Here is a 26,789-nt window from a genome sequence, read left to right on the forward strand (position 1 = left end):
TTGGACAGGGCCGCCACGAGGACGATGAGCAGGAGGATCACCAGCGCAGCCGGGATGATCAGTCGACGGTGGCGCGGGTTCACGCCCGAATCCTACGGCCCCGCCCCCGGCCCGCTCATTTGCCCAGAACTGCCACGTCACCCTCCGGCGCTGGCTAGAGTGCCGACGACGTTGTCGCCTCGTGGGGAGGGGGACAAGGAGGTCCGCCGTGCGGACCCTGCTGCGAACCGTGGTCGCCCTGCTGCTGGGGTGCACCGCGTCGCTCGGCCTCGCGGCGGCGCCCTCGACCGCTGCCGCCACCGTGACCGTGCGGTCCCTGACTGCCTACCCGCAGGTCGGCGGCGAGCTGACCCTGCTCGCGCGGGCCGACGGCACCACGGCGCCGTCGCCGGCGGACGTCCGCGTGGAGCGCTGGAGCGTCGGCCCGACCTGGACCCGGGTGGACTCCGATGCCCGGGTGCTCTCCGACGGCTCGCTCGCGATCGCCGTTCCCCTGAAGGGGGCGATGGGCGTCACCGCCACCGCTGGCCTCCGCGTGGTCACCCCGGCCGCCACCTCCGACCGGCTCGACGTCTACGTCTTCGCCGACGGGTCACCGACGATGACGAGCGCGCCCGCTCCGGTGGTCACCGGCACCCTGACGGTGGGCTCCGTGCTGACCGCGACGACGGGCACCTGGGCCCCGACCCCGTCCTTCATCGGCCTGCAGTGGAACCGCAACGGCGTGAAGACCTCGACCGGCGGCCCGACGTACACGGTGACCGCGGCGGACCTCGGCCAGCTCATCACCGTGACGGCCGTGGCCTTCCCGCCAGCCGGCAGCGGCGGCAGCTTCACAGCACGGGACAGCCGACCGACCCAGCCGATCACCCGGGGGACGTTCACCGCACCGCAACCACTCGTCGTCGGCCGCGCGGCGGTCGGGGAGACGCTGCGCGCGGACACCAGCGCCTGGCGGCCGACGCCGGTCACCACGTCGTACCGCTGGACCCGCAACGGTACGGCGATCGCCGGAGCGTCCGCGCTGACCTACACCGTCACCGCCGCGGACGCCGGCGCCGGCCTGGCCGTCAGCGTGCGGGGCGAGGCCGAGAACGTGGAGCCCGTCGAGGTCACCAGCGCGACCGTGACCGTCCCGGCGGTCCCGCCGGGGCCACGGCTCGGCGACCTGATGAGGCCTGCCACGGCCAGCCCGCTCCCCGCCGACGCCGTGCAGTTCACCCACGGCACGACGGCTCCGGGCTGGACCAGCACCGTCCGCACCCGCTGGGACGACCGGACCGCGTTCACCCACGCCGGCGCGCCGCAGCCCTTCCTCACGATGACCAGCGCGGTCACCGGCCAGGACCTGGCCGACCCGACCCGCGGCGGCGAGTACGACGGCACGAACGCCTCGGTCAAGAACATCGACGTCGCCTTCACCATCACCGCGCGCCGGTTCGCGATCGCCTACCGCGCCACCCGCACCCACGACGCCATGGTGTGGCTCGACGACCGCCCGATCAGCGCCCGGCCGATCGTGGCCCAGAGCGCGAACGACACCACCTACACCGCCAACTGGGTCGTCATCGAGCTGCCGGCCCGCGCGACCACCCGGGTGCGCTTCGCCGGTCCCCTCAACTTCGTCGGCGTCGACGTACCGGCCGCGGAGGCCGCCGTCATCAAGGCAGCTCCCCCGCGCCTCACCGTCGGCGTGCTGTCGGACTCCTACTTCGACGTCTGCGCCCAGAGCGTGTGCATGAGCCGCGCCGCGGTCCCCACGCTCGGCACGCAGACCGGTTGGCGGGTGTGGAACCTCGCCGAGGTCGGCACCGGCTACCTCTCGGCGTCGAACGGACCGACGTACGGCAGCTTCAAGCCAGGGCCGTTCGGCGGGAGCCGCCGGCTGGCCGCGGTCGAGAGGGCGCCGCTCGACCTGCTGCTGGTCAACGGCTCGATCAACGACGCCTCCACGCCGTCGTACTCCGCCGAGACGCACCGCGCGGCCGTCGACAAGCTCCTCGACGACCTCGCCCGCCTCCGGCCCGACCTGCCGGTCGTCCTGATCGGCATCGAGCCGCTGGGCCGCTTCCAGACCGGGATCTGGGACGAGCGCAGCCGCTCGATGAACGCCACCCTCGCCAGCATGGTCGGTCGGCACGCCAACGTGATCGCCTTCATCGACCCCTTGACCGACCGCTGGCTCACCGGCACCGGGTCGATCAGCGAGCCCAAGGGCGACGGCAACCAGGACGAGTACATCGGCACCGACGGCGTGCACCCCAGCATCGCCGGGGTGAGCTACTACGTCGGCCGCGTCGTCGCCGGCCTGAAGGACGTCCGGCTGCCCTGACCGGGCCGGGAGCGCTACCGTGCGGATCGTGCCAAGGGTCGTGCCAAGGGTCATGATCGCCCTGCTGCTGGGCCACGTGACGACGCTCGCCCTCGCCACCGCGCCTGCCGTTCCCGCCGCGGCCACGACCCCTGCCGCGCCGTCGACGACGTCCACCGACGGTCCCCGCCTCGGCGACCTGATGCGCCCCGCCGGCCTGCCACTGCCGACCGGCGCGGCCCGCGTCACCATCGGGCGGACCGCGCCCCGCTGGCCCGACCTGAGGCGCACCCGCTGGGACGTGAGGTCGGCCTTCACGCACGCCGGGGCACCCGTCCCCTACCGCACCCTGTTCGACGCGCGGACGGGCCAGCACCTGGCCGACCGGGCCCGCGGCGGTGAGTACGACGGCACCGACGCCTCGCTCAAGAACATCGACGTCAGCTTCACCATCACCACGCGCAGGTTCGCCATCGCCTACCGCGGCACGCGGGTCCAGGACGTGATGGTCTGGCTGGACGATCGTCCCGTGCGCGCCCGGCCGCTCTTCGCCCGGAGCTCGACCGACACCGCCTATGCCCTGAACTGGATCGCGATCGAGCTGCCCACGCGCCGCACCACGCGGGTCCGCTTCGCAGGCCCCCTCAACTTCGTCGGCGTCGACGTGCCCGCCGCGCAGCGTGCCGTGGTCCGCGCAGCCGCGCCGCGACTGACCGTCGGCGTCGTGGCGGACTCCTGGTTCGACCGGTGCGCACAGGCGGCCTGCAGGAGCCGTGCCGCGGTCCCGACCCTCGGCACCCGGACCGGTTGGCGGGTCTGGAACCTGGCCGAGAACGGCACCGGCTACCTGGCGGCGTCGAACGGACCGACGTACGGCAGCTTCCGGCCGGGGCCGTTCGGGTGGAGCCGCCGGCTCGCCGCGGTCCAGAGGGCGCCGCTCGACCTGCTGCTCGTCAACGGCTCGATCAACGACGCGTTCGCCGCGTCGTACTCCCCCGAGGCCCACCTCGCGGCCGTCGACAAGTACCTCGACGACCTCGCGCTGATCAAGCCCGACCTGCCGGTCGTGCTGATCGGCATCGAGCCGCTCAGCCTGTTCCGGACCGGGGTGTGGGGCGATCGGAGCCGCGCGATGAACGACGCCCTCGCCAGCATGGTCGGGCGGCACGCCAACGTGATCGCCTTCATCGACCCCTACACCGACCCGTGGCTCACCGGCACCGGCTCGATCAGCGATCCGAAGGGGGACGGCAACCAGGACCGCTACATCGGCACCGACGGCGTGCACCCCGGAATCGCCGGCGTGGGCTACTACGTCGGCAGGATCGTCACCGCGCTCCAGGACGTCCGGCTGCCCTGACCCACCGGCTCACCAGTGCTCGAGCGAGGCGTCGATGATGCCGGCGAGGTCCTCACCGGTCACCTCCTTCGGCGCGGTCGCGAGCAGGCGCTGCTGCTTGAGGGCGCCGTCGACCAGGTCGTCCACGTCGGCCTCGCCGTACCCGACCGCACCGAGGCCGTTCGGGATGCCGATGTCCTGCATCAGCCGCGCCAGCACGTCCGGCAGTACGTCGGGCCCGGTGCCGCCGGCCGTCGGGTCGAGGAGACGGGCGGCCCGCAGGTGGCGGTCCGGCGCGGCGTCGTAGGTGAACCGGAAGGCCTCGGGCGCGGTCAGCGAGACGGCCATGCCGTGCGGCACCATCGGCTCGTCCTGCGGATAGTCGGCGGGCGTGAAGTCCCGCACCCGACCGGCGATCGGGTAGGCGTTCGCGTGCGGGATGTGGACCCCGGCGTTGCCGAACCCGAGGCCCGCGAAGGTCGCGGCCAGCGCCATCTCGTCGGCCGCGGCGGCGCCCGCCGGGTCGGCCGGGTCGCGGTGCACGGCCGCGCGGAAGGCGGTCGACAGCAGCCCGAGGGCCTTCTCGGACCAGAGGTCCGCGATCGGGTTCGACCCGCAGTAGGGGACGCGCTGCTCGGGCGTCTTGGCGTCGAAGTCGGCGTACCAGCGGGCGGTGTAGCTCTCGAGCGCGTGGCACAGGATGTCCATGCCCGCCGCGGCGGTGACGCCGGCCGGCTGGGTGGCCGACAGCGCCGGGTCGACCACCGCGAGCCGCGGCCGGAGCGCCGCGTGGCTGATGCCGGTCTTCACCTTGAGCGAGAGCACGTCCATCACGCAGATCGTCGTGGACTCGCTGCCCGTCCCCGTCGTCGTGGGCACCGCGACCAGCGGCAGCACCGGGTTCTGCGGCGCCCGCGCCCTGCCGACCGGCGCGTTGATGTAGTCCATGAGCTCGCCGGGGTTGGTCACGAGCAGCGCGACCGCCTTCGCGGTGTCGATCGACGAGCCGCCCCCGACCGCCACCACCGCGTCGAACGGCCCCTCGGACCGGGCGAACGCGACCGCCTCCTCGAGCGAGACGTCGGTCGGCTCCACCCGGGCACCGTCGAAGACGACGACCTCCAGACCGCTGCGCCGCAGCGAGTCCGCCACGTCGTCGGCGTGCCCGGCCGCGGCGACCCCGGCATCGGTCACCAGCAGGACGCGGCGCGCACCCCACCCGCTGACGTCGTACCCGATCTCGCGGGAGGCTCCCCGGCCGAACTTGAGTGCGGGCGCGGCGTACGTGAAGACGGTCTCGAGGCTCACCCGGTCACCGTAGGGCATCCTCGCGCGGGTTCCGTCGGACGCCGTCGCTAGGGTCTGCGCCGTTCGACCAGTCCTGACCCCGGAGGTCCCTCAGCATGTCAGTCCTCATCCGGAGGCTAGTCCTCCTCGCTGCCGCGATCGCGTGCGCCGCTGCCGGCATGACCGTCGTGGCCGGTCCGGCCCGCGCCGCGACGCCCCCCGTCCTCGTCGCACCCGTCGACGGCAGCCAGGTCGAGCTCGGCTTCACCGGCCCGGTCCAGCTCGACCTGGGCGGCTCCGGCGACTGGTTCGACGTCCGGGTCGCCGGACCGAGCGGCGTGATCGCAGAGACCTCGCTCTACGGCTACGACACTGTCGAGGGCTTCGACGTCCCGGCCCTCGTCGAGGGCGGCGACTACCGCGTCCAAGTGTGGTCCTACGAGATCGACGGATGGGCCACGATCGGGTCCTTCTCCGCCGACTGGGCGCCCCTGACGCTCAGCGATCCCGTCGTGTCGCCGACCACCTTCTACCCCCTCGTCCGCGACGGCTACCGCGACCGGGTCCGGTTCAGCATCACGCTCAACCAGCACGCCGACGTCACCACGATCGTGCGCAACTCCGCCGGACGTACCGTCCGGATCTTCTCCAGGGGGCTCCACCGCGGTCGGCGGTCGGTCGAGTGGAACGGCCTGACGACCACCGGCGCCAAGGTGCCGGCGGGGCGCTACAAGATCACCGTCGAGGCACAGAACGGAGCGGGCGAGTCCCGCTCGATCAGCCGGACCGTGACCGCCGCGACCGCCGTGGTGACGAAGACCGCCACCAAGCGCCGCGGTGCCGCCCAGGCGTCCCCGTCGACCCGTGGCAGCTGCTACATCACCTGGGAGGACGGCTCGGCGGAGCTCGACTGCTGGGGCGGCCGCTACGCGCGGATGTCCTTCGGCTTCGCCATCCCGGCGAGCGCCTGGGACCTGCACTGGTCGGTCAGCGGGGAGCGCTCCTCGCTCGACCGCTGCTGCAACGGGACGATCCGCAAGACAGGCACCCGCCCGAGCAGGTCTCGCTACGTCGTGACGACGACCGTCTCCGGCTGGCGCGCCTTCTGGGTGCACTCGGCGACGCTGCGCTACAAGTACCGCGCCCGGATCTGAGCCCGCACGGCCGGGGTCGCCGGGTCACGCCTGAACGGTGTCCCCGGCGGCCTCGATCGCGGCGCGGACCGAGCCGTAGACCTTGAGCCGGCCGGCGGCGACGTCGGCGAGCGGCACCCAGGCGACCTCGTCCGTCGTACCGCCCTCCTCGACGACGCGCGGCTCCCCCGGCCCCACCTCGGCGCGGTAGATGATCCCGATCGCGTGGAAGTCCTCGGCGCGGCCGTTGGGCGCGGTGCCGGTGAAGTGGTGGTCGAGCACGGTCAGCAGCTCGGTCGCCGCCCCCTCGAGCCCGCACTCCTCCCACAGCTCGCGCCGGATGGTGTCGGTCGGCGTCTCGCCGTGGTCGATCCCGCCGCCCGGCAGGTGCCAGGTGCCCGGGTCGGGGGCGAGATCGGACGTGCGGGTCAGCAGGATCGCGTCGTCGCGGACGACGTAGGCGTAGGCCGCCGTGCGCTGCCGCTGCCGGATCCGGTACGACGCCAGCGCCTCCCCCACGAGCCCGACCGTCGGCACGGTGCCGTCGAGCACGTCCGCGATCGGCTTCCACGCGGCCTCGGCCGTGCTCCCGTCGACCTCGGTGACGTGCGGCTCGGGCGCGTCGGCGGGCACCCAGCCCTCGTAGACGATCCGCACCGAGTGCGCGTCGACACGGCGCCCGCGGCGCCAGGAGTCGGCGACGTGGAGGGAGTAGACGTGGGTGGTGCCGTCGACCTCGGCGTGCAGCCCGGTCTCCTCGTAGACCTCGCGCACCACCGCGTCGCGCGGGTCCTCGCCGTGGTCGACGCCGCCACCGGGGAGCGACCACAGCTCCTTGCGGGTGACCTTCTCGGAGAGGCGCGAGAGCAGGATCTGGTCCCCGCGGACGATGACGGCGTACGCCGCCAGTCGCTGCACCCGCTGCCCCATCACCGTCTCCTCGTCGTCGCTGTCCACCCTAGTGTCCTGTCCGGTTGAAGCGGTGCCCTGGGCGGTGGTTCTGGTGCGTGCATCGCAAGGCGGCCGTGCGAGGGCATACCGGGGCGTCTGTCGAGCGCGGCCAACGCCGCGAGGTGCGTGCCAGGGCCGCCGAGCAGGGCGGCGAATCAGCCGGCCAGGACACTCAGCGGTCGGGGCATCAGGAGAAGGGCGGGCGGGCGTCGCGGGCCAGCGAGCGGCGGCCGGCCCAGCGCCACACGCGCGCGGAGCGGTCGCGGTCCTCCTCGGTGACCAGGTTGCCCATCCAGCGCAGCGCGAGGGTCATCAGCAGGTCGGAGCGCATGCCGACCGGGCCGAGCGCCGGCAGCAGCCGCGGCACGGTCACCAGGCCGGCGAGGCGGCGCGCGATCGAGAAGGACTCGCCGTAGTGGGCGCGCAGGATCTCCGGCCACACCGCGCCGAGGTCGACGTCGGGGGTCTCGGCGAGCAGCTCGGCGACCAGGCGGCCGGTCTCCAGGCCGTAGTCGATGCCCTCGCCGTTGAGCGGGTTCACGCAGGCGGCGGCATCGCCGATCAGCGCCCAGTTGCGGCCCGCGACATGGGAGACGGCGCCACCCATGGGCAGCAGTGCCGAGGTCGGCATCCGCAGCTCGTCGCCGAGGCCGAACTCCTCGCGGAGGCCGTCGGCGTAGAGCTTCATCAGCGGCTTGATCGCGACGTCGGTCGGCCGCTTGGCGGTCGCCAGCGTGCCCGCGCCGAGGTTGACCTCGCCCGCGCCCCCGCCCAGTGGGAAGATCCAGCCGTAGCCGGACAGGATCTCGTTCTGCTCGCCGCGCAGCTCGAGGTGCGAGCTGATCCACGGGTCGTCGGCCCGGGTCGACTTCACGTAGCAGCGGCCGGCGACGCCGTAGACGGTGTCGCGGTGCCACTCCCGTCCGAGCACCTTGCCCAGCGGCGAGCGGACGCCGTCGGCCACGACCAGTCGCTGGCAGGCGATCTCGCGGCCGTCCTTGAGGACCACCGCCGCCACCCGCTCGCCGTCCATCCGTACGCCGACCGCGCGGGCGTCCTCGAGCCCCGTGGCCCCCGCGTCGAGCGCCGTCGTACGCAGGTGGTCGTCGAGCTCCGTACGGGCCACCGCACTGCCCCAGTCGGGGAGGTGGCCTCCGGGCCACGGCAGGTGCAGCGTCTGTCCGAAGCCGTGCGCGCGCAGGCCCTGGTTGACCGTGTGCGAGCGCACCCAGTCCCGTAGCCCGAGCCGCTCCAGCTCGCCGATCGCACGTGGCGTGAGGCCGTCGCCGCAGGTCTTGTCGCGCGGGAACACCGCGGCGTCCGCCAGCATCACGTCCGCACCGCTGCGCGCGGCCCAGGCCGCGGCCGCCGATCCGGCGGGGCCGGCCCCGACGACCAGGACGTCGGTGCGAAGAGCTGGCGCGGCGGTCATGGGGTCATCCTCTCAGCCGCCCGGGGACGGTCCGAAATGCGGTCCGCCCGCCCCTCCCCGGAGGGAGGAGCGGGCGGAACCTGAGGCTGCGACTCAGTTCTGGTAGGAACCGAAGTCGAAGTCGTCCAGCGCGACGGCCTGGCCCGAGGCGTTGCCGAACTCGTAGTCGTAGGACTCGTAGCCCGTGACGGCGTACGCCGCGGCGCGCGCCTCCTCGGTCGGCTCGACACGGATGTTGCGGTAGCGCTCCAGACCGGTGCCGGCCGGGATCAGCTTGCCGATGATCACGTTCTCCTTCAGGCCACGCAGGCTGTCGGAGCGGCCGTTGATCGCGGCGTCGGTGAGGACCCGGGTGGTCTCCTGGAAGGAGGCCGCCGAGAGCCACGACTCGGTCGCGAGCGAGGCCTTCGTGATGCCCATGAGCTCCGGACGACCCGAGGCCGGCTTGCCGCCCTCGGAGACGACGCGACGGTTCTCCGTCTCGAACCGGGCGCGGTCCACCAGGTCGGAGGGCAGCAGGTTGGTCTCGCCCGACTCGAGCACCGTGATCCGGCGCAGCATCTGCCGCACGATGATCTCGATGTGCTTGTCGTGGATCGACACACCCTGGCTGCGGTAGACCTCCTGGACCTCGTCGACGAGGTGCTGCTGCGTCCGGCGGACACCGAGGATGCGGAGCACCTCCTTCGGGTCCGGCGTGCCCTTGGTCAGCATCTGGCCGACCTCGATGTGCTGGCCGTCCGCGACGAGCAGGGCCGAGCGGCGGCTGACGACGTACTCGATGACCTCGGAGCCGTCGTCCGGGGTGACCAGGACCTTGCGGGCCTTGTCGGTCTCCTCGATCTCCACGCGGCCGGCGGCCTCGGAGATCGGCGAGACACCCTTGGGCGTACGGGCCTCGAAGAGCTCGACGACGCGGGGCAGACCCTGCGTGATGTCGTCGGCCGACGCCACACCACCGGTGTGGAAGGTACGCATCGTCAGCTGCGTGCCGGGCTCACCGATCGACTGGGCCGCGATGATGCCGACGGCCTCGCCGATGTCGACGAGCTTGCCGGTGGCCAGCGAGCGGCCGTAGCACTTCGCGCAGGTACCGGTCTTGGCGTCGCAGGTCAGGACCGAGCGGACCGTGACCTCCTCGATGCCGGCCTCGATGAGCTCGGCGATCTTGACGTCGCCCAGGTCGTCGCCGGCGCCGGCGAGGATCTCGCCGGTCTCCGGGTGCGGGATGTCCTTGGCAGCGGTCCGGGCGTACGCCGCGGTCTCGGCGTTGTCGTCCTTGACGACCACGCCGTCCTCGCCCCGGACACCGATGACCTTGGGCAGGCCACGCTCGGTGCCACAGTCGTCCTCACGGATGATGACGTCCTGCGAGACGTCCACCAGACGACGGGTCAGGTAGCCCGAGTCGGCGGTACGCAGCGCGGTGTCGGCCAGACCCTTGCGGGCACCGTGGGTCGAGATGAAGTACTCGAGCACGGAGAGACCCTCGCGGAAGTTGGCCTTGATCGGCCGCGGGATGATCTCGCCCTTCGGGTTCGCCACCAGGCCTCGCATGGCGCCGACCTGGTTGATCTGGTTGAAGTTACCCGAGGCACCCGAGTGCACCTGCACGTAGATCGGGTTGGTCGGGTTGGCCTCGAACGTCGACCGCAGCGCCTTGCCGACCTCCTGGCTGGCCTTGGTCCAGATCTCGATGAGCTCCTGGCGGCGCTCCTCGTCGGTGACCAGACCACGCTCGAACTGCTTCTGGATCTTCGCGGCCTGGGCCTCGTAGACCGAGAGCAGCTCGATCTTGTTCGGCGGCGTGATGACGTCGTCGATCGAGACGGTCACACCCGAGCGGGTGGCCCAGTGGAAGCCATTGTCCTTGAGCGCGTCGAGCGACGCGGCCACGACGACCTTGGGGTAGCGCTCCGCGAGGTCGTTGACGATGGCGCCGAGGCGCTTCTTGCCGACCTCCTCGTTGACGTACGGGTAGTCCGCCGGCAGCGAGTCGTTGAAGATCGTGCGACCCAGCGTGGTGTCCAGCAGGACCGGCTCGCCGGCCTCGACACCCTCGAACGCGTAGTCCGTCAGCTTGATCCGGACCCGGTCCTGCAGCGTGATCTCGCCTCGGTCGTAGGCCATGATCGCCTCGGACGGGGACGAGAAGGAGCGCAGGCGGGTCTCGCCGCCGGCCTCGACCGTCGCCTGACCACGCTCGGTGGTGAGGAAGAACAGGCCGATGATCATGTCCTGGGTGGGCATGGTGACCGGGCGGCCGTCGGACGGCTTGAGGATGTTGTTGGTCGACAGCATCAGGATCCGGGCCTCGGCCTGCGCCTCCGCGGAGAGCGGCAGGTGCACGGCCATCTGGTCACCGTCGAAGTCCGCGTTGAACGCGGTGCAGACGAGCGGGTGGAGCTGGATGGCCTTGCCCTCGATCAGCTGCGGCTCGAAGGCCTGGATGCCGAGGCGGTGCAGCGTGGGCGCACGGTTGAGCAGCACCGGGTGCTCGGTGATGACCTCTTCGAGGACGTCCCACACGACCGGGCGGTGACGCTCGACCATCCGCTTGGCGGACTTGATGTTCTGCGCGTGCGACAGGTCGACGAGCCGCTTCATGACGAACGGCTTGAAGAGCTCCAGGGCCATCTGCTTGGGCAGACCGCACTGGTGCAGCTTCAGCTGCGGACCCGACACGATGACCGAACGGCCCGAGTAGTCCACGCGCTTGCCGAGCAGGTTCTGGCGGAAGCGACCCTGCTTGCCCTTGAGCATGTCGGAGAGCGACTTGAGCGGGCGGTTGCCCGGACCGGTCACCGGACGGCCACGGCGGCCGTTGTCGAACAGCGAGTCGACGGCCTCCTGGAGCATCCGCTTCTCGTTGTTGACGATGATCTCCGGCGCGCCGAGGTCGAGCAGCCGCTTGAGGCGGTTGTTCCGGTTGATGACGCGGCGGTACAGGTCGTTGAGGTCGGAGGTCGCGAAGCGGCCACCGTCGAGCTGCACCATCGGGCGCAGGTCCGGCGGGATGACCGGGACGGCGTCCAGGACCATGCCGACCGGCTTGTTGCCGGTCTTGCGGAAGGCCTCGACGACCTTGAGGCGCTTGAGGGCGCGGACCTTGCGCTGGCCCTTGCCGGTCGCGATGGTCTCGCGCAGGCTCTCGACCTCGGCGTCGAGGTCGAAGTCCTGCAGGCGCTTCTGGATCGCCGTGGCGCCCATGTGGCCCTCGAAGTACTTGCCGAACCAGTTCTTCATCTCGCGGTAGAGGACCTCGTCACCCATGAGGTCCTGCACCTTGAGGCTCTTGAACGTGTCCCAGACCTCGTCGAGGCGGTCCAGCTCGCGCTGGGCGCGGTCACGCAGCTGCTTGAGCTCGCGCTCGGCACCGTCGCGCACCTTGCGGCGCTGGTCGGCCTTGGCACCCTCGGCCTCCAGGGCCGCGAGGTCCTCCTCGAGCTTCTTGGTCCGGTCCTCGAGGCCCGCGTCGCGGCGCTTCTCGATGGACTGGCGCTGCAGCTGGATCTTGCCCTCGAGGTCGGACAGGTCGCGGTGACGCGCGTCCTCGTCGACGGAGGTGATCATGTAGGCCGCGAAGTAGATGACCTTCTCGAGGTCCTTCGGCGCCAGGTCGAGCAGGTAGCCGAGCCGGCTCGGGACACCCTTGAAGTACCAGATGTGGGTGACCGGGGCGGCGAGCTCGATGTGGCCCATCCGCTCGCGGCGGACCTTGGACCGGGTCACCTCGACGCCGCAGCGCTCGCAGATGATGCCCTTGAAGCGCACGCGCTTGTACTTGCCGCAGTAGCACTCCCAGTCCCGGGTGGGACCGAAGATCTTCTCGCAGAAGAGGCCGTCACGCTCGGGCTTGAGCGTGCGGTAGTTGATGGTCTCCGGCTTCTTGACCTCGCCGTGGCTCCACGTGCGGATGTCGTCCGCGGTGGCCAGGCCGATCTGAAGCTGGTCGAAGAAGTTAACGTCGAGCACGATGGCTGCTGTCCTTCGTTAGTTCTGTGAAAGGTGAGGCTGGGGACTGAGGGCCGTCCTCCCCCGGCGCACGAGGCGCCGGGGAAGGAACGTCACGCTCAGACTTCTTCGACGGAGGGGTTCTCGCGGCGGGAGAGGTCGATGCCCAGCTCCTCGGCCGCGCGGAAGACGTCCTCGTCGGAGTCGCGCATCTCGATGGGGGTGCCGTCCTGCGACAGGACCTCCACGTTGAGGCAGAGCGACTGCATCTCCTTGACGAGAACCTTGAACGACTCCGGGATACCCGAGTCGGGGATGTTCTCGCCCTTCACGATGGCCTCGTAGACCTTGACGCGACCGGGCACGTCGTCGGACTTGATCGTCAGCAGCTCCTGGAGGGCGTACGCGGCGCCGTAGGCCTCCATCGCCCACACCTCCATCTCACCGAACCGCTGGCCACCGAACTGGGCCTTACCGCCCAGCGGCTGCTGCGTGATCATCGAGTAGGGGCCGGTCGAACGCGCGTGGATCTTGTCGTCGACCAGGTGGTGGAGCTTGAGGATGTACATGTAGCCGACCGAGACCGGGTCCTTGAACGGCTCGCCGGAGCGACCGTCGAACAGGCTCGCCTTGCCGGTCTCCTTGACCATCCGGACACCGTCGCGGTTGGGCAGGGTCTGGCCGAGCAGGCCGGTGATCTCGTCCTCGCGGGCACCGTCGAAGACCGGCGTGGCGACCTTCGTGTTCGGCGCGGCCTCCTCGACACCGATCGAGGTCAGGCGCTTGGCCCAGTCCTCGTTCTTGAGGTCGGCGTCGATGTGCCAGCCCTGCTTGCCGAGCCAGCCCAGGTGCAGCTCGAGGATCTGGCCGATGTTCATGCGTCGCGGGACACCCAGCGGGTTGAGCACGACGTCGACCGGCGTGCCGTCCTCCATGAACGGCATGTCCTCGACGGGCAGGATCTTCGCGATGACACCCTTGTTGCCGTGACGGCCGGCGAGCTTGTCACCCACGGAGATCTTCCGCTTCTGCGCGACGTAGACGCGCACCAGCTGGTTGACGCCCGGCGGCAGCTCGTCGCCCTCCTCGCGGTCGAAGACCCGGACGCCGATGACCGTGCCGGTCTCGCCGTGCGGGACCTTCATCGAGGTGTCGCGGACCTCGCGCGCCTTCTCACCGAAGATCGCGCGGAGCAGGCGCTCCTCAGGGGTCAGCTCGGTCTCGCCCTTGGGCGTGACCTTGCCGACGAGCAGGTCGCCGTCGCGGACCTCGGCGCCGATGCGGATGATGCCGCGCTCGTCGAGGTCGGCCAGCATCTCCTCGGAGACGTTCGGGATGTCCCGCGTGATCTCCTCGGGGCCCAGCTTGGTGTCGCGGGCGTCGACCTCGTGCTCCTCGATGTGGATCGAGGTGAGGACGTCCTCCTGCACCAGGCGCTGGCTGAGGATGATGGCGTCCTCGTAGTTGTGGCCCTCCCACGGCATGAACGCCACGAGCAGGTTGGTGCCGAGCGCCATCTCCGCGTTGTCCGTGCAGGGACCGTCGGCGATCGGCGAGCCGACCTCGAGGCGGTCGCCAGCCTCGACCAGCGGGCGCTGGTTGATGCAGGTGCCCTGGTTGGAGCGCTTGAACTTGGCCAGGCGGTACGACGAGTAGCTGCCGTCGTCGTTCATGGTCTCGACCAGGTCGGCCGAGACCGACTTGACGACACCCGCGGCGGTGGCGACCACGACGTCACCGGCGTCGACGGCGGCGCGGAACTCGATGCCGGTGCCGACGATCGGGCTGTCGCTGCGGATCAGCGGAACGGCCTGACGCTGCATGTTGGCGCCCATGAGCGCGCGGTTGGCGTCGTCGTGCTCGAGGAACGGGATCAGGGCCGTCGCGACCGACACCATCTGGCGCGGCGAGACGTCCATGTAGTCGACCTCGTCGCCCGGGATCTCGGAGACCTCGCCCTGGCGCAGGCGCACCAGCACGCGGTCCTCGGCGAACTTGTTGTTCTTGTCCAGGACGGCATTCGCCTGCGCGATGACGTACTTGTCCTCGTCGTCGGCGGTGAGGTAGTCGATCTGGTCGGTGACCGTGCCGTTGACGACCTTGCGGTAGGGCGTCTCCACGAAGCCGAACGGGTTGATCCGTCCGTACGAGGCGAGCGAGCCGATCAGACCGATGTTCGGGCCTTCCGGCGTCTCGATCGGGCACATGCGGCCGTAGTGCGACGGGTGGACGTCACGGACCTCCATGCCGGCGCGGTCGCGGGAGAGACCACCCGGGCCGAGCGCGGAGAGGCGACGCTTGTGCGTCAGGCCCGCGATCGGGTTGGTCTGGTCCATGAACTGCGACAGCTGCGAGGTGCCGAAGAACTCCTTCAGCGCCGCGACGACCGGGCGGATGTTGATCAGGGACTGCGGCGTGATGGCCTCGACGTCCTGGGTCGTCATCCGCTCGCGCACCACGCGCTCCATGCGGGCCAGACCGGTGCGGAGCTGGTTCTGGATCAGCTCGCCGACCGTGCGCATGCGGCGGTTGCCGAAGTGGTCGATGTCGTCGGCAGAGACCGGGAGGTCCTTGTCGTCGCCGTCCTTGCGGACCTCGCCACCGATGGCCTGGACGAACTCGTCGCCGTTGTGCAGCTGGACGATGTACTTGATCGTCGCGACCATGTCGGCGATCGTCATCGTCTGCTGGTCGAAGGCTTCCTGCTGACCGAGCTTCTTGTTGACCTTGTAGCGGCCGACCTTGGCGAGGTCGTAGCGCTTGGGGTTGAAGTAGTAGTTGCGCAGCAGCGTCAGCGCGGCCTCACGCGTCGGCGGCTCGCCCGGGCGCAGCTTGCGGTAGATGTCGAGCAGCGCGTCGTCGGGGCCGGACGTGTTGTCCTTCTCCTCGGTCAGCTGGATCGACTCGTACTGGCGCAGGTCGGCCATGACGGCGTCGTAGTCGTACTCCTCGCCGGTGTCCTCGGCGATGGCCTGGAGGGCCTTGAGCAGGACGGTGACGTTCTGCTTGCGCTTGCGGTCGAGGCGGACGCCGACCATGTCGCGCTTGTCGATCTCGAACTCGAGCCAGGCACCGCGGCTCGGGATGAGCTTGGCGGTGTAGATGTCCTTGTCGGACGTCTTGTCGGCGGTGCGCTCGAAGTAGACGCCCGGCGAGCGGACGAGCTGCGAGACGACGACGCGCTCGGTGCCGTTGATGACGAAGGTGCCCTTGGGCGTCATGAGCGGGAAGTCGCCCATGAAGACCGTCTGGCCCTTGATCTCACCGGTCTCGTTGTTGGTGAACTCGGCCGAGACGTAGAGCGGCGCGGAGTAGGTGAGGTCCTTCTCCTTGCACTCGTCGACCGTGTACTTGGGGTCGTAGAAGACGGGGTTCTCGAACGAGAGCGACATCGTCTCGGAGAAGTCCTCGATCGGGGAGATCTCCTCGAAGATCTCCTCGAGACCGGACTTGAAGGTGGCATCCACACCAGAGGCGATACGAGCCTCGATACGAGCCTTGTGGGCCTCGTTGCCGACCAGCCAGTCGAAGCTGTCGGTCTGGAGCGAGAGGAGCTGCGGCAAAGCCAGCGGCTCCGAGATCTTCGCGAAAGAGATGCGGGACTTACCGGGGGTGGTGCGCGCGGCCAAGAGTTGTCCTTCGACGGGTTCGACTCTTCGAGAGCGCCCTGTCCCACCACGTCATCGGCCACCGGGCAGGCCGAAGCGCATCTGAGGGCAGGCGCAAGGAGCCACGATACCTGAATCTGGCGCGCTCCACAATGTCGGCTGCGCAACTTCTCGCAGCCGAGGAGCGGCTCGGCACTCCAGCCGTCGAACCGGTGCGCCGATCATCCTCGCGAGGGGTGCCCGAGGTCAAGCGGCCCCGCCGGGCGCCGGCCCGTCACTCGGGCCGGTTGCACCCCGCCTGGATGCAGGCGTCCTCGATGATCCAGTCGTCGGACGTGCCGTCCTTGAGCTTCAGGTCGAGCGAGATCGCGTTGTGCAGCGGCGTCTGCTTCACGCCCTTGCTCGTGCTCTCCTGGACGAGGAAGACGAGCACCGTGGCGGTGCGACCGTCGGCGCTCACCCGGGTCAGCGCGGTGCCCTCGGCCTTCGCCGTGACGACCAGCTGCTGCTTCTCGGCGTCGGCGCGCAGGGTCGGCCAGATCTTGGCACGCTTGTCGGCCATGTCGGTGCCGAGGTGCTCCTGGGAGCGGGCCAGGTCGGCGTCCATGGTCTTGTAGTCGTAGGAGAAGACCGGGCCGACGATCCGCTCGGCAGCGCCCTCGGCGGACAGCGCCGCCTTCTCGAAGCGCGCGTTGGCCTCGGCGACCTTCTTCGGAGAGTCGTCGGAGAACAGCTTGCCGCCGGGCTGGAGCAGCAGGACGACCGCGAGGACGAGGGCGGCCAGTGCGGCGACGCCCACGACGACGAGCGACCAGGTGGGCGGGCCCACCGGAGCCGCACGGGGTACGACGGGCGCCGGCGCGTCCGCGGGCACGGCAGCCGGCTGCTCCTCGGCGAGCGTGGCCGTGGGTGCCGGAGCAGGCACCGCTTCGGCGGCCTCGGCGGCCTCGGCCTCGCGGGCCGCGATGAGCTCGGCGTCGTAGGCAGCGCGCTTCTCGTCGTCGAGCAGCACGCTCGCGGCGTCGCTGTAGGCGCGGAACCGGCGGTCGGTCGGGTCGAGGTCGGCGACCGCGGCCTTCCAGGACGCGCGGATCTCGTCGGACGAGGCCGACTCGTCGACGTCGAGGAGGTCGTAGAGGTTGGCACTCACGGCGCGGTGCTCCCCTCGGTCGTGGCCTGGTCGGAGGGCGAGGAGGACGGCGTGGTGGCCGCGTCCGACGGCGCGTCGGATGCGGAGCCGGAGGGCGACTCGGAGGGCGTGGCGCTCTGGCAGCCGCGCGGCGGGAGCTGCGGGCTGTCCTGCGACGTCCCGAACGAGGCGAGGCCGTCGTCGACGTCGTCGAGGTCGTCGACCAGCCAGGCGCCCTGGTGGTAGACGAGCGAGATCTGGTAGCGGAAGCTCTGCGGCTCCAGCTGCACCTTGTCGTCGGGGTAGGACTGCTCGACCGTGCTGCTGGCCAGGACGGTGGCCGAGTCGGTGTCGATCGCGGAGATGCCGATGCCGTCGACGCTCGCGACCCGGTCGATCCCGGTCTGGGTCACGGTGCTCTCGGCGATCACGACGTTGTTGGCGAAGATCGTGCGGAACTTGGCGGTCATCAGGTCGCCGACCGCGGCGTACTCCGGCATCTTGCAGTCGTCCTTGACCAGCGCCGGGCCGTAGGAGTTGAACCGCACGACGAACTCCCGCGCGGCGGCGAGTACCTTCTCGCGGTCCTGGGCCAGGTCCGCCGGCGGGTCGAAGACCGACGACAGCCGGCTCTCGTCACCCGAGGCGTCGCCGTTGCCGAACACCACGGCGGCGGAGACGGTCAGCCCGGCCACGAGCACGCCGACCAGCAGGGCGAGCACCGCCCAACGCCGGCCCGCCGTGGGGCCGCCCGTCACCGGTTCGTGCTCAGCATCGGTTGGAGGTACAGCCACTTCCACGAGTCCTCTCCGAGGTTCGGAGAGGACACCGTACCCGGGGCACCTGAGGAGTCCTCGGGGACGTCCCAGGTCAGTCCGGTCCTCGGGTCGTAGTGCGCCGCGATGTCGTACGACGTGCCGCCCGGGGCGACGCGGCGCAGGTTCTGCGGACCACGCGGGTTGCTCTTGGTGATCGGCTCGTTGCAGCGCACGTCGGGCATCGCCGGGTCGTCGCTGCGCTCGGACTCGGGGTTGCGGCGCTTCTTGAGGTAGCCGTCGTAGCAGGGGGTCGACGTCGGGTTGAGGATCAGGCCGAAGTGCGCGTCCCAGTGCCCGTTGGGGCTCTTGCCGACGACGACCTGGCCGGCCGCGACGGCGTAGGGGTAGACCACGAGCAGCTGCTTGATGCCGGGCAGGTGCTTGACGACGATCCGGCCGGTGGTGACCAGGTTGGACAGCAGCTCGCTGAGCTCGACGCCGTTCTGCTCGAGGAAGGTCCGCAGCTGGGTCGCTGCGATCGAGCCGGAGTCGATGACCTTGCGCAGGTCCTTGTCGGAGCCGGCGAGCGACGCGGTGAACTTCGACAGCTGGTCGGCGAAGGTGCGCAGCGAGGTCTGCGAGGCCAGCTGGCCCTGCAGCACCGTGTTGCTGTCGCGGATCAGCGCGGTGGTGACGTCGAAGTTGTCGTTGGCGGTCTCGATGAACGAGTTGCCGGTGTCGATGATCTTCTGCAGGTCGGGGCCGGTGCCGGCGAACGCCTTGCCGAGCTCCTCGACCGTGGTGGCGAGGGAGTCGCGGTCGACGCTGGAGACCGTGGCCGACAGGTCGCCGAGCAGCTTCTCGGTGGCGATCGGCGTCGCGACGTCGTCGATCTCCGAGCCCTCGACGAGGAAGGGGCCGTCGTCGGTCTGCGGCTGCAGCTCGACGTACTGCTCGCCGACCGCGGAGCGGTTGCCGACGAGCGCGATCGTGTCGCGCGGGATCTTGTCCCACTTGTTGTCGATGTCGAGCTGGACGTCGACGCCCTTGGACGTGAGCACCAGGTCGCCGACCTTGCCGATGCCGACACCGCGGTAGGTGACCTCGGCGCCGGTGAAGATGCCACCGGAGTCCGGGTAGTGGGCGGTCACGGTGTAGTCGCCGTCGACGACCAGCCGGTCGAGCTGGGCGTAGCGCGCACCGACGAAGGTGACGCCGACCAGCGTGATGACGGCGAAGATCAACAGCTGGATCTTGGTACGACGGGTGATCACCGGTCCGCGCCCCTCTCGGTCGCGGACACCAGCAGGGGTCCGGAGTAGATCGAGACGAGGTCGGTGTCGTAGGCCTCGTCGAACGCACGCCACAGCTCGTTGACGTCATCGGTCCTGCCCGGCACGGCCCGGTTGAGGCCGTTGCCCTGCAGGACGCTGCCGAGCAGGTTCGACAGCGGGCTGCCCGAGGCCGTCGGGCTCGACGCGGTGCCGCGCACCTTCGGCAGGTTCAGGCCGCCGCCGCACAGGATCTTGACCGCCGCGCAGACGTTGTCGATCAGGTACCCCGGCAGCTTCGAGCACGCCGCCACGTCGGGCGGGGTGCGCAGGCAGCCCTGCAGCGTCGTGGTGACACCGCGGCACAGCGTCTTCAGGTCGACCAGCTGGTCGAGCGGGAGGTCCGGCAGCGCGTTGGTCGCGATGCAGGCGACGTCCGGAAGCCGGAGGTTGCCCAGGTCGAGCTGCAGGTCGATGGACAGGTTGACGTAGTCGCCCATGTGGAGGTTGCGGGCGACCTGCGGGTCGCGGCCGACGGCCTCGTCGATGAACGGGTAGGTCAGGAAGGTGCTGAAGCCCTTGGCGAAGTTGTCGCCGGCCTTCGCGACCTGGGTGAGGATCGGGTCGAGCGAGCGCAGCGAGTTCACCGTCGAGGCCTGGGTCGTGTTGATGACCCGGACGCCGACGTCGGACAGCTTGGTCAGGCCGTCGAGCATCGCGACCAGGTCGTCGCGCTGGCGGTCGAGCGACTCGAGGGCGCTCGGCAGCTCCTCGAGCGCCTGGTCGATGCTGCCCTGGTGCTGCCGCGCGCTGACGGCGAGGCGGTTGACGGCCTCGATCGCGTCGACGATGTCGCCCTTGCGCTCGTCGAGCCGGCTCATCAGCGACCGCACCTGGGTGAGCACCGACTTCGCCGAGTCCTCCCGGCCGTCGAGGGCCAGGTTGAGCTCGGAGGCGATGGTCTTGAGCTGGGCGACGCCGCCGCCGTTGAGGACCAGGCTCAGTGCGCCGAGCACCTCCTCGACCTCGGGGTTCTTGCCGCCGTCCTCGATCACGTCCCCGTCGGAGAGCTGGCCGGAGCCGCCCCGGGCGGGCGCCGCGAGCGAGACGAACTTCTCGCCGAGCAGGCTGGTCTGGCGGATCGTCGCGACCGGCTGGTCCGGCAGGTCGACGTCCTTGCGCAGCTTGAGCTTGACCACGGCCTGGTAGCCGTCGAGCTCGACGTCGGTCACCTGGCCGACGGTCACGTCGTTGACCTTGACCGACGACTTGGGCACCAGGTCGAGGACGTCGTCGAACTTGACCGTCACCTCGATCGGGTCGTCGCCCGTGTCGGCGCCGCCGGGCAGCGGCAGCTGGTAGACGTCGAAGTCGCAGCCGGTCAGGACGACCATGCCGACGAGGAGCGCGGCGGCGGCGCGGGCGCGCGTGCGGATGCTCTTCATCGGCCCGCCTCCACCAGTCCGAAGAGTGTCGGGTCGGTGCGCTGGCCGAACTTCGAGCCGGTGCCGAACGGAGCATTGCGCGGCAGCAGCTTGCCGATCAGGCCGCACAGCTCGCCCTTCGGGTCGTTGGCCGACACCAGGGTGCACAGGACCGACTTCGGGTCCGAGGTCAGCTCGTGGAGGATGTTCCCGATGTTCGCGTTGGTGTCGAGCGTCGCGTCCTTCGGGTTGTAGGTGTGGTAGAGGTTCGTGATCGCGAGCGGACCGGCGTCGAGGATCTCGTCGAGCGCCTCGCGCTGGCGGACCAGCACCTTGGCGACCCGGTTGACGTCCTTGATGTTGCGGCCGAGGACGGCGCGGTTGGTCTTCACGAAGGTGGCGACCTCGCCGAGCGCCGTACCGAGGTTCGACAGCGCGGTGGACAGCTCCTGCCGCTCGTCGGCGAGCAGCGAGGACACCTCGCCGAGCGACTTGTTGAAGCTGCGCACGGTGCCGTCGTTGTCGGCGAGGGTCTTGATGAAGCCCTCGAGCTGGGCGGCCGACTCGAAGAGGTCGTCCTTGTTGTTGTCGAGGGTCTCGCTGAGCTTGCCGAAGTCCTCGATCGTCTGGTGGAACTCCTCGCCCTGGCCGCCGAAGTTCTTGGCGGTCTGCTCGAGCAGGTCGGTCAGCGCGCCCTCGCGGTTGGCGCCCTCGGGACCGAGCGCGACGGTGAGCTTGTCGATGCTGGCGTAGATGTCGTCGAGCTCGAGTGGGATGGCGGTCTGCTGGACCTTGATGACCGTGTTGTCGGCCATCACCTTCTTGCCGGACTCGAAGGCCGGGGTGAGCTGGACGTAGCGGTCACCGACGACCGACGGCGAGACGATGACCGCCTGCGCGTCCTGCGGGACGTCGACGTCCTCGTCGTAGGTCATCACGACCTTGACCTGGGTGCCCTCGGGCACGACCTGGTCGACCTGGCCGATCGCCACGCCGAGCACGCGGACGTCGGAGCCCTCGTAGATCGACACGGCGCGCGGGAAGTAGGCGGTCACGGTCTTCGTGCCCCCACCGCTGCCGACCATCCAGATCACGCCGGCGGCGAGGAGCAGGAGGACGGCCGCGACGGGCAGCAGGCGGCGCGCGTCGTTCATCACTGTCCCCCTCCCGCGCCGGGGACCGGCGGCAGGTTGAACAGGTAGGTGTCGAACCACGGTCCGTTGCCCAGGGTGCTGGCGAACACCCGGTAGAAGGGCGCCATCGTCTTGATGGAATCCTCCAGGTTGTTCTCGTTCTTCTTGATGACCTGCAGGACCGAGTCGAGGTGGTCCAGGGCCGGCTTGAGGTCGGCCCGGCTGTCCCGGATCAGCCCGGTCAGCTTCTGGCTCAGCGTCGTCGTCGACTCGAGCAGGCGGTGGATCTGCGCCTTGCGCTGCAGCAGTGCCTTGAACAGCGTGTCGGCGTCGCCCATCAGCGCCACGATGTCCTCGTCGCGCGAGTCGAGCACCGTCGAGACGCGGTTGAGGTTCTTGAGGAGCGAGTTGATCTCCTCGTCGCGCGAGGCCACCACCTTGGAGAGCGCCGAGACGCCGGAGAGGGCGGAGCGGAACTCCTCGGGGGTGTTGCGCGTGAGGTCGGCCAGCGTCGTGAGCGCGCTCGCGAGCTGGTCGGTGTCGATGTCGGCCGAGGTCTCGGCCAGGCCGCTGAACGCCTCGACGACGTCGAACGGCGAGCTGGTCCGGTCGGCGGGGATGGTGTCGCCCTCGGCGAGCTGGCCCTCGCCTGCCGGCGTCAGCGCCAGGAACATCGAGCCGAGGATCGTCTTGACCTTGATGTCGGCGTGGGTCTGGTCGCCGAAGGTCGCGTCGGTCTTGATCTTGAAGCCGACCTTGACCGAGTTGCCGTCGAGGTCCATCGACGTCACCTGGCCCACGCGCACACCGGCGATGCGGACCTCGTCCTTGACCTTGAGGCCACCGGCCTCGTCGAACGAGGCGTAGTAGGTGTCGCCACCACCGATCAACGGCAGGTCCTGGGCACGCAGCGCGGCGACCAGCAGCAGCACGAGCGTCGCGATGCTCGCCGCACCGATGACGACCGGGTTGCGCTCACGGAAGGGCTTCACCGGGCCACCTCCTTCGCGAGCGAGCAGCGCGGGGCGTTGATCGGGATGGTCAGCGGCGGCGGGTCGGCGCCCTTGCCCGGCACGAGGATCGTCGTCGTGAAGTGGCAGAGGTAGAAGTTGAACCAGGAGCCGTACGTCGCCGTACGACCGATCTTGCGCAGCTTGATCGGCAGCACCTGCAGCGCGCGGTCGATCTCCTTGCGGTTCTTGTCGAGCGTCGTGGTCACCGCCCGCAGCTCCTTGATGTCCTTGACGAACGGGTCCTTGATGTCGGTCACCAGGGACGCGGTCTGCACGGACAGCTCGGAGATCGAGTCGAGCGAGGACAAGATCGCCTCACGGTCCTCGTTGAGGCCGCCGACGAGACTGCGGAAGCTGTCGATCAGGCGGGTCAGCTGCTGGTCCCGGTCGGCCACATGGTCGAGCACGTAGTCGAGGTTCTCCAGCAGGTCCCCGATCACCTGGTCGCGGTCCGCGAGGGTCTGGGTGATCGAGGCGGTGCTCGACAGCAGGCCCTCGAGGGTGCCGCCCTCGCCCTGGAACACCTGGACGACCTCGTAGGACAGCTTGTTGATGTCGTCGGGCGACAGCGCCTCGAACAGCGGCTTGAAGCCGTTGAAGAGGAGCGTGAGGTCGAGCGCGGGCTTCGTCCGACCAGTGGGGATCTGGCCGCCCTCCTTCAGCTTCGTGCCCGCGTCGCCGCTCTGGGTCAACGAGATGTAGCGCTGGCCGAGGAGGTTGCGGTACTTGATCGTCGCGTGGGTCGCGTCGTTGATGACGGTGTCGGAGTCGACCTGGAAGGTGACCAGCGCGCGGTCGGCGTTGAGGACCTCGACCTTCTGCACGCTGCCGACCTTCACACCGGCGATGCGGATGTCGTCGCCCTTGTTGACGCCCGTGGCGTCCACGAACTGCGCGGCGTACTCGGTCTTGGGTCCGAAGGACAGGTTGCCGATCGTGATGATCAGGACGCCGGTGGCCAGGGCCGTGGTGACCATGAAGATGACCAGGCGGATCAGGTCCGCACTGGTGCGCTTGTCGAGCCCGCGGATCATCGGCGACCACCACCCGAGGCGGCCGGTCCGGCGAGCAGGACGTTGAGGTCCGTGCCGGCGTCGTACTCGGCGTCGAGGGCACCGCGCAGGGCGGTGACGTCGTCGGGCGTGCCGGCGTAGCCGGGAGCAGGGCGCAGGTTGCCCTTGCCGTCGGGCGCGCTGAGGCCGTCGTTGAGGCGCGGCAGCGGCGGGTAGGGGTTGTCCTGGCTCCACGGGATGTCGGGGAGGCCGAGGCAGTTCGGGCCACGGTCGTCACCGAAGATCGGCGCGTCCTTCGGGTTGTACTTGCGCGGCTGGGCCTGCAGCGTCTCGAGGACGATGTGCAGCTCGTAGCCACGGAAGGCGTCGGCCAGTCGGCCCTGGGCCTTGACGATGCCCGCGGCCATGCACGGGATCGTCGAGGAGTAGCGGGCCACCGCGCGCAGCGATGCGGTGCTCAGCTCGCCGGCCTCGCGCAGCTTGTCCTCGTTGGCGGCCAGGAACGAGCGCGCGGTGTCGGAGAAGCTGCGGATGTCGCGCAGGGTCGCCGTCAGGGCCGCCTCCCGCTCCTCGATCGTGCCGGTCGTCGTGACGGTGTTGTCGAGGATCTGGGCCACCTCGGGAAGGATGTCGGCGTAGGTGTCGGAGACCTGGGCGGTCAGCTTGAGGTCCTGGAGCAGCGCCGGGATCTGCGGGTTGATGCGCTTGAGGTAGGAGTCGACCGTCTCGAGGTTCTGGCCCAGCTGCTCGCCGCGACCCTCCAGCGCCGTCGCCAGCGCGGTCAGGGTCGCGTTGAGGTCGGCGGGGCGGACCGTGCGCAGCAGCGGGTAGATGTCGGAGAGGACCTCTTCGAGCTCGGTCGCGACCTGGGTGCGGTCGATGACCGCGCCGGCCTGGATCGTGCCCGAGGGCCCGGTCTGCGGGACGACGAGCGAGACGTACTTCTCGCCGAAGAGCGTCTTCGGGACGATCGAGCCGGTCACGTTGGCCGGGATCTCGTGGATCTTGTCGGGATAGATGCCGAGGGTCAGGACCGCGCCCTTCTCCTCGCCGGAGCGGGCCTCGAGGACCTCGCCGACGATGACGCCACGGATCTTGACGTCGGCACGCGACGGCAGCTGGAGACCGACGTTCGACGTGGTCAGGGTGACCTTGTCGTAGTCGGCGAACTTCTTCGTGAACACGGCGTAGGTCAGCCAGACGCCGAGCAGCAGCAGGCAGACGAAGATCACGCCGAGGGCCTTGTGGGCAGCGAGGATGCGGTTCATCGGCGTGTCACCCCGCCAGCCGGACGGTCGTCGAGGCGCCCCAGATGGCCATCGAGAGGAAGAGGTCGATCACGTTGATCGCGACGATGCTGGTCCGCACCGCGCGACCCACCGCGACGCCCACGCCCGCGGGACCGCCGGAGGCGGTGTAGCCGTGGTAGCAGTGGATCAGGATGACCACGACCGCGAACACCAGCACCTTGCCGAAGGACCACAGCACGTCGCCCGGTGGCAGGAACTGGTTGAAGTAGTGGTCGTAGGTGCCGGCCGACTGACCGTAGAACTGGGTGACCACGAGCCGACTGGCGACGTAGGACGACAGCAGGCCGACGACGTAGAGCGGCACGATCGCGACCAGGCCGCCCACGACGCGGGTGGTGACGAGGAACTGCATCGACGGGATCGCCATGACCTCGACCGCGTCGATCTCCTCGGAGATCCGCATGGCGCCGAGCTGGGCGGTGAAGCCGCAGCCGACCGTCGCAGCGAGCGCGATGCCGGCGACCAGCGGGGCGATCTCACGGGTGTTGAAGTAGGCGGACACGAAGCCGGCGAAGGCCGCCGTGCCGAGCTGGTTGAGCGCGGCGTACCCCGAGAGGCCCACCTGGGCACCGGTGAAGAAGGTCATGCCGGCGATGACGCCGACGGTGCCGCCGATGACCGCGAGCGCTCCGGACCCGAGGGTGACCTCGGCCAGGATGCGCAGGATCTCGCGCGGGTAGTGCATCACCGAGCGCGGCAGCGCCAGGAGCACCTTGAGGTAGAAGGACAGCTCGTGACCGAGGGTGTCCAGGCCCTTCACGGGCTTTTCGTAGATCGACTTGATGCCTGCCATCGCCGTCGCCTCAACCTGTCTTCGGTGGGACGACCTGGAGATAGATCGTGCTCAAGGTGAAGTTGACGACGAACAGCAGCAGGAAGGTGATGACGACGGACTCGTTGACCGCGTCGCCGACGCCCTTCGGGCCGCCGTTGGCGTTCATGCCCTTGTAGGCGGCGACGATGGCCGCGATCAGGCCGAAGACGAGCGCCTTGATCATGCCGATCCACAGGTCCGGCAGCTGGGCCAGCGCGGTGAAGCTGGCGAGGTAGGCGCCCGGCGTACCGTCCTGCAGGATGACGTTGAAGACGTAGCCGCCGCCGACGCCGACGACGCTGACCATGCCGTTGAGGAACACCGCGACGAGCATGCACGCGAGCACGCGGGGCACGACGAGCCGCTGGATCGGGTCGATGCCGAGCACCATCATCGCGTCGAGCTCTTCGCGGATCTTGCGGGCGCCGAGGTCGGCCGCGATGGCCGAGCCGCCGGCACCGGCGATCAGCAGTGCGGTCGCGATCGGCCCGGCCTGCTGGACGACCGCGAGCACGGACGCGGAGCCGGTGAAGGACTGCGCACCGAACTGCTTGATGAGACCACCGACCTGCAGCGCGATGACCGCGCCGAAGGGGATGGCGACCAGCGCCGTCGGCACGATCGTGACCGAGGCGATGAACCAGGCCTGCTGGAGGAACTCACGGGTCTGGAAGGGCCGTCGGAACAGGCCTCGGCCCACGTCGAGCGCGAAGGCGAAGAGCTTTCCGGCGGTGCCTACCGGCTGGAGTGCCCGGGCAACCGTCAGGGACATTGGGGGATGGCGTCCGTCAGCGATCAGTGCTGCTGGGAGCCGCTGGCGTGTTCGGCTTCCTTGGTGAAGGAGCCGGGCGGCGGGGTGATCCCGTTGGCGCGGCACCAGGCACCGGGCTCGCGCTGGCTACGGCGCGG

Annotated in this window: 18 protein-coding genes; 3 read left to right on the top strand and 15 right to left on the bottom strand. The window is 69.9% G+C overall.

All coding sequences use genetic code 11. From position 1 onward, the window contains the following. The first annotated feature begins 208 nt into the window (after positions 1-208). Complete coding sequence (locus ASE20_RS11145) at positions 209-2,332, top strand: hypothetical protein (RefSeq protein WP_056894627.1); 2,124 nt, start codon at positions 209-211, stop codon at positions 2,330-2,332. Between the two features lie 52 nt (positions 2,333-2,384). Further along, positions 2,385-3,671, top strand: coding sequence for an SGNH/GDSL hydrolase family protein (locus tag ASE20_RS11150; protein ID WP_056894628.1), 1,287 nt, complete (start codon positions 2,385-2,387; stop codon positions 3,669-3,671). Between the two features lie 9 nt (positions 3,672-3,680). Here ASE20_RS11150 and ASE20_RS11155 read toward each other — a convergent pair whose 3' ends face one another. Beyond that, on the bottom strand, positions 3,681-4,958 hold the full coding sequence (locus tag ASE20_RS11155) for a hydroxyacid-oxoacid transhydrogenase (protein WP_225869081.1): 1,278 nt from the start codon (positions 4,956-4,958) through the stop codon (positions 3,681-3,683). A gap of 95 nt (positions 4,959-5,053) precedes the next feature. Here ASE20_RS11155 and ASE20_RS11160 point away from each other — a divergent pair, with 95 nt between their 5' ends. After that, complete coding sequence (locus tag ASE20_RS11160; protein WP_082612329.1) at positions 5,054-6,091, top strand: FlgD immunoglobulin-like domain containing protein; 1,038 nt, start codon at positions 5,054-5,056, stop codon at positions 6,089-6,091. Positions 6,092-6,115: 24 nt separating this feature from the next. On the opposite strand, the gene ASE20_RS11165 is transcribed toward ASE20_RS11160, so the two are convergent. The 14 genes from ASE20_RS11165 to ASE20_RS11230 all read right to left on the bottom strand — a co-directional run bounded on the left by ASE20_RS11165 (position 6,116) and on the right by ASE20_RS11230 (position 26,652). Beyond that, a complete protein-coding gene (locus ASE20_RS11165) occupies positions 6,116-7,027 on the bottom strand; it encodes an NUDIX domain-containing protein (protein ID WP_225869082.1) in 912 nt (303 codons plus the stop codon). Positions 7,028-7,208: 181 nt separating this feature from the next. After that, a complete protein-coding gene (locus ASE20_RS11170; RefSeq protein WP_056894631.1) occupies positions 7,209-8,453 on the bottom strand; it encodes a geranylgeranyl reductase family protein in 1,245 nt (414 codons plus the stop codon). A gap of 93 nt (positions 8,454-8,546) precedes the next feature. After that, complete coding sequence (locus ASE20_RS11175; protein WP_056894632.1) at positions 8,547-12,428, bottom strand: DNA-directed RNA polymerase subunit beta'; 3,882 nt, start codon at positions 12,426-12,428, stop codon at positions 8,547-8,549. Between the two features lie 98 nt (positions 12,429-12,526). Next, positions 12,527-16,036 (bottom strand): DNA-directed RNA polymerase subunit beta, encoded by a 3,510-nt coding sequence (gene rpoB / locus ASE20_RS11180; protein WP_056894633.1) that lies wholly within the window; start codon positions 16,034-16,036, stop codon positions 12,527-12,529. A 253-nt stretch (positions 16,037-16,289) separates the two neighbouring features. Continuing rightward, positions 16,290-17,165, bottom strand: a complete 876-nt coding sequence (locus ASE20_RS11185) for a J domain-containing protein (protein WP_056894634.1) — start codon at positions 17,163-17,165, stop codon at positions 16,290-16,292. Continuing rightward, complete coding sequence (locus ASE20_RS11190; RefSeq protein ID WP_056894635.1) at positions 17,162-17,902, bottom strand: hypothetical protein; 741 nt, start codon at positions 17,900-17,902, stop codon at positions 17,162-17,164. Before ASE20_RS11190 ends, ASE20_RS11185 begins: the two co-directional genes overlap by 4 nt. Beyond that, positions 17,899-19,176, bottom strand: a complete 1,278-nt coding sequence (locus ASE20_RS11195) for an MCE family protein (RefSeq protein WP_056894636.1) — start codon at positions 19,174-19,176, stop codon at positions 17,899-17,901. Before ASE20_RS11195 ends, ASE20_RS11190 begins: the two co-directional genes overlap by 4 nt. Further along, positions 19,173-20,618 (bottom strand): MCE family protein, encoded by a 1,446-nt coding sequence (locus tag ASE20_RS11200; RefSeq protein ID WP_056894637.1) that lies wholly within the window; start codon positions 20,616-20,618, stop codon positions 19,173-19,175. Before ASE20_RS11200 ends, ASE20_RS11195 begins: the two co-directional genes overlap by 4 nt. Continuing rightward, positions 20,615-21,751 (bottom strand): MCE family protein, encoded by a 1,137-nt coding sequence (locus tag ASE20_RS11205; RefSeq protein ID WP_056894638.1) that lies wholly within the window; start codon positions 21,749-21,751, stop codon positions 20,615-20,617. The genes ASE20_RS11200 and ASE20_RS11205 overlap by 4 nt, the downstream gene beginning before the upstream one ends. Then, positions 21,751-22,722, bottom strand: coding sequence for an MCE family protein (locus ASE20_RS11210; protein ID WP_056894639.1), 972 nt, complete (start codon positions 22,720-22,722; stop codon positions 21,751-21,753). Before ASE20_RS11210 ends, ASE20_RS11205 begins: the two co-directional genes overlap by 1 nt. Continuing rightward, on the bottom strand, positions 22,719-23,777 hold the full coding sequence (locus tag ASE20_RS11215; RefSeq protein WP_225869083.1) for an MCE family protein: 1,059 nt from the start codon (positions 23,775-23,777) through the stop codon (positions 22,719-22,721). Before ASE20_RS11215 ends, ASE20_RS11210 begins: the two co-directional genes overlap by 4 nt. Beyond that, positions 23,774-25,024 (bottom strand): MCE family protein, encoded by a 1,251-nt coding sequence (locus ASE20_RS11220; RefSeq protein ID WP_056894640.1) that lies wholly within the window; start codon positions 25,022-25,024, stop codon positions 23,774-23,776. The genes ASE20_RS11215 and ASE20_RS11220 overlap by 4 nt, the downstream gene beginning before the upstream one ends. Positions 25,025-25,031: 7 nt before the next feature. Further along, a complete protein-coding gene (locus ASE20_RS11225; protein WP_056894641.1) occupies positions 25,032-25,859 on the bottom strand; it encodes an MlaE family ABC transporter permease in 828 nt (275 codons plus the stop codon). Positions 25,860-25,869: 10 nt separating this feature from the next. Then, a complete protein-coding gene (locus ASE20_RS11230) occupies positions 25,870-26,652 on the bottom strand; it encodes an MlaE family ABC transporter permease (RefSeq protein ID WP_056894642.1) in 783 nt (260 codons plus the stop codon). Positions 26,653-26,789: the final 137 nt, after the last annotated feature.

Source organism: Nocardioides sp. Root240 (assembly GCF_001428825.1).
Taxonomy (GTDB): Bacteria; Actinomycetota; Actinomycetes; order Propionibacteriales; family Nocardioidaceae; genus Nocardioides.

Bases quoted from the DNA above. Each gene is read 5' to 3' on its own strand.
- ASE20_RS11150 (WP_056894628.1), top strand. From the start codon at position 2,385: ATGATCGCCCTGCTGCTGGGCCACGTGACGACGCTCGCCCTCGCCACC.
- ASE20_RS11160 (WP_082612329.1), top strand. From the start codon at position 5,054: ATGTCAGTCCTCATCCGGAGGCTAGTCCTCCTCGCTGCCGCGATCGCG.
- ASE20_RS11170 (WP_056894631.1), bottom strand. From the start codon at position 8,453: ATGACCGCCGCGCCAGCTCTTCGCACCGACGTCCTGGTCGTCGGGGCC.
- ASE20_RS11200 (WP_056894637.1), bottom strand. From the start codon at position 20,618: ATGAAGAGCATCCGCACGCGCGCCCGCGCCGCCGCCGCGCTCCTCGTC.
- ASE20_RS11205 (WP_056894638.1), bottom strand. From the start codon at position 21,751: ATGAACGACGCGCGCCGCCTGCTGCCCGTCGCGGCCGTCCTCCTGCTC.
- ASE20_RS11215 (WP_225869083.1), bottom strand. From the start codon at position 23,777: ATGATCCGCGGGCTCGACAAGCGCACCAGTGCGGACCTGATCCGCCTG.
- ASE20_RS11220 (WP_056894640.1), bottom strand. From the start codon at position 25,024: ATGAACCGCATCCTCGCTGCCCACAAGGCCCTCGGCGTGATCTTCGTC.
- ASE20_RS11225 (WP_056894641.1), bottom strand. From the start codon at position 25,859: ATGGCAGGCATCAAGTCGATCTACGAAAAGCCCGTGAAGGGCCTGGAC.
- ASE20_RS11230 (WP_056894642.1), bottom strand. From the start codon at position 26,652: ATGTCCCTGACGGTTGCCCGGGCACTCCAGCCGGTAGGCACCGCCGGA.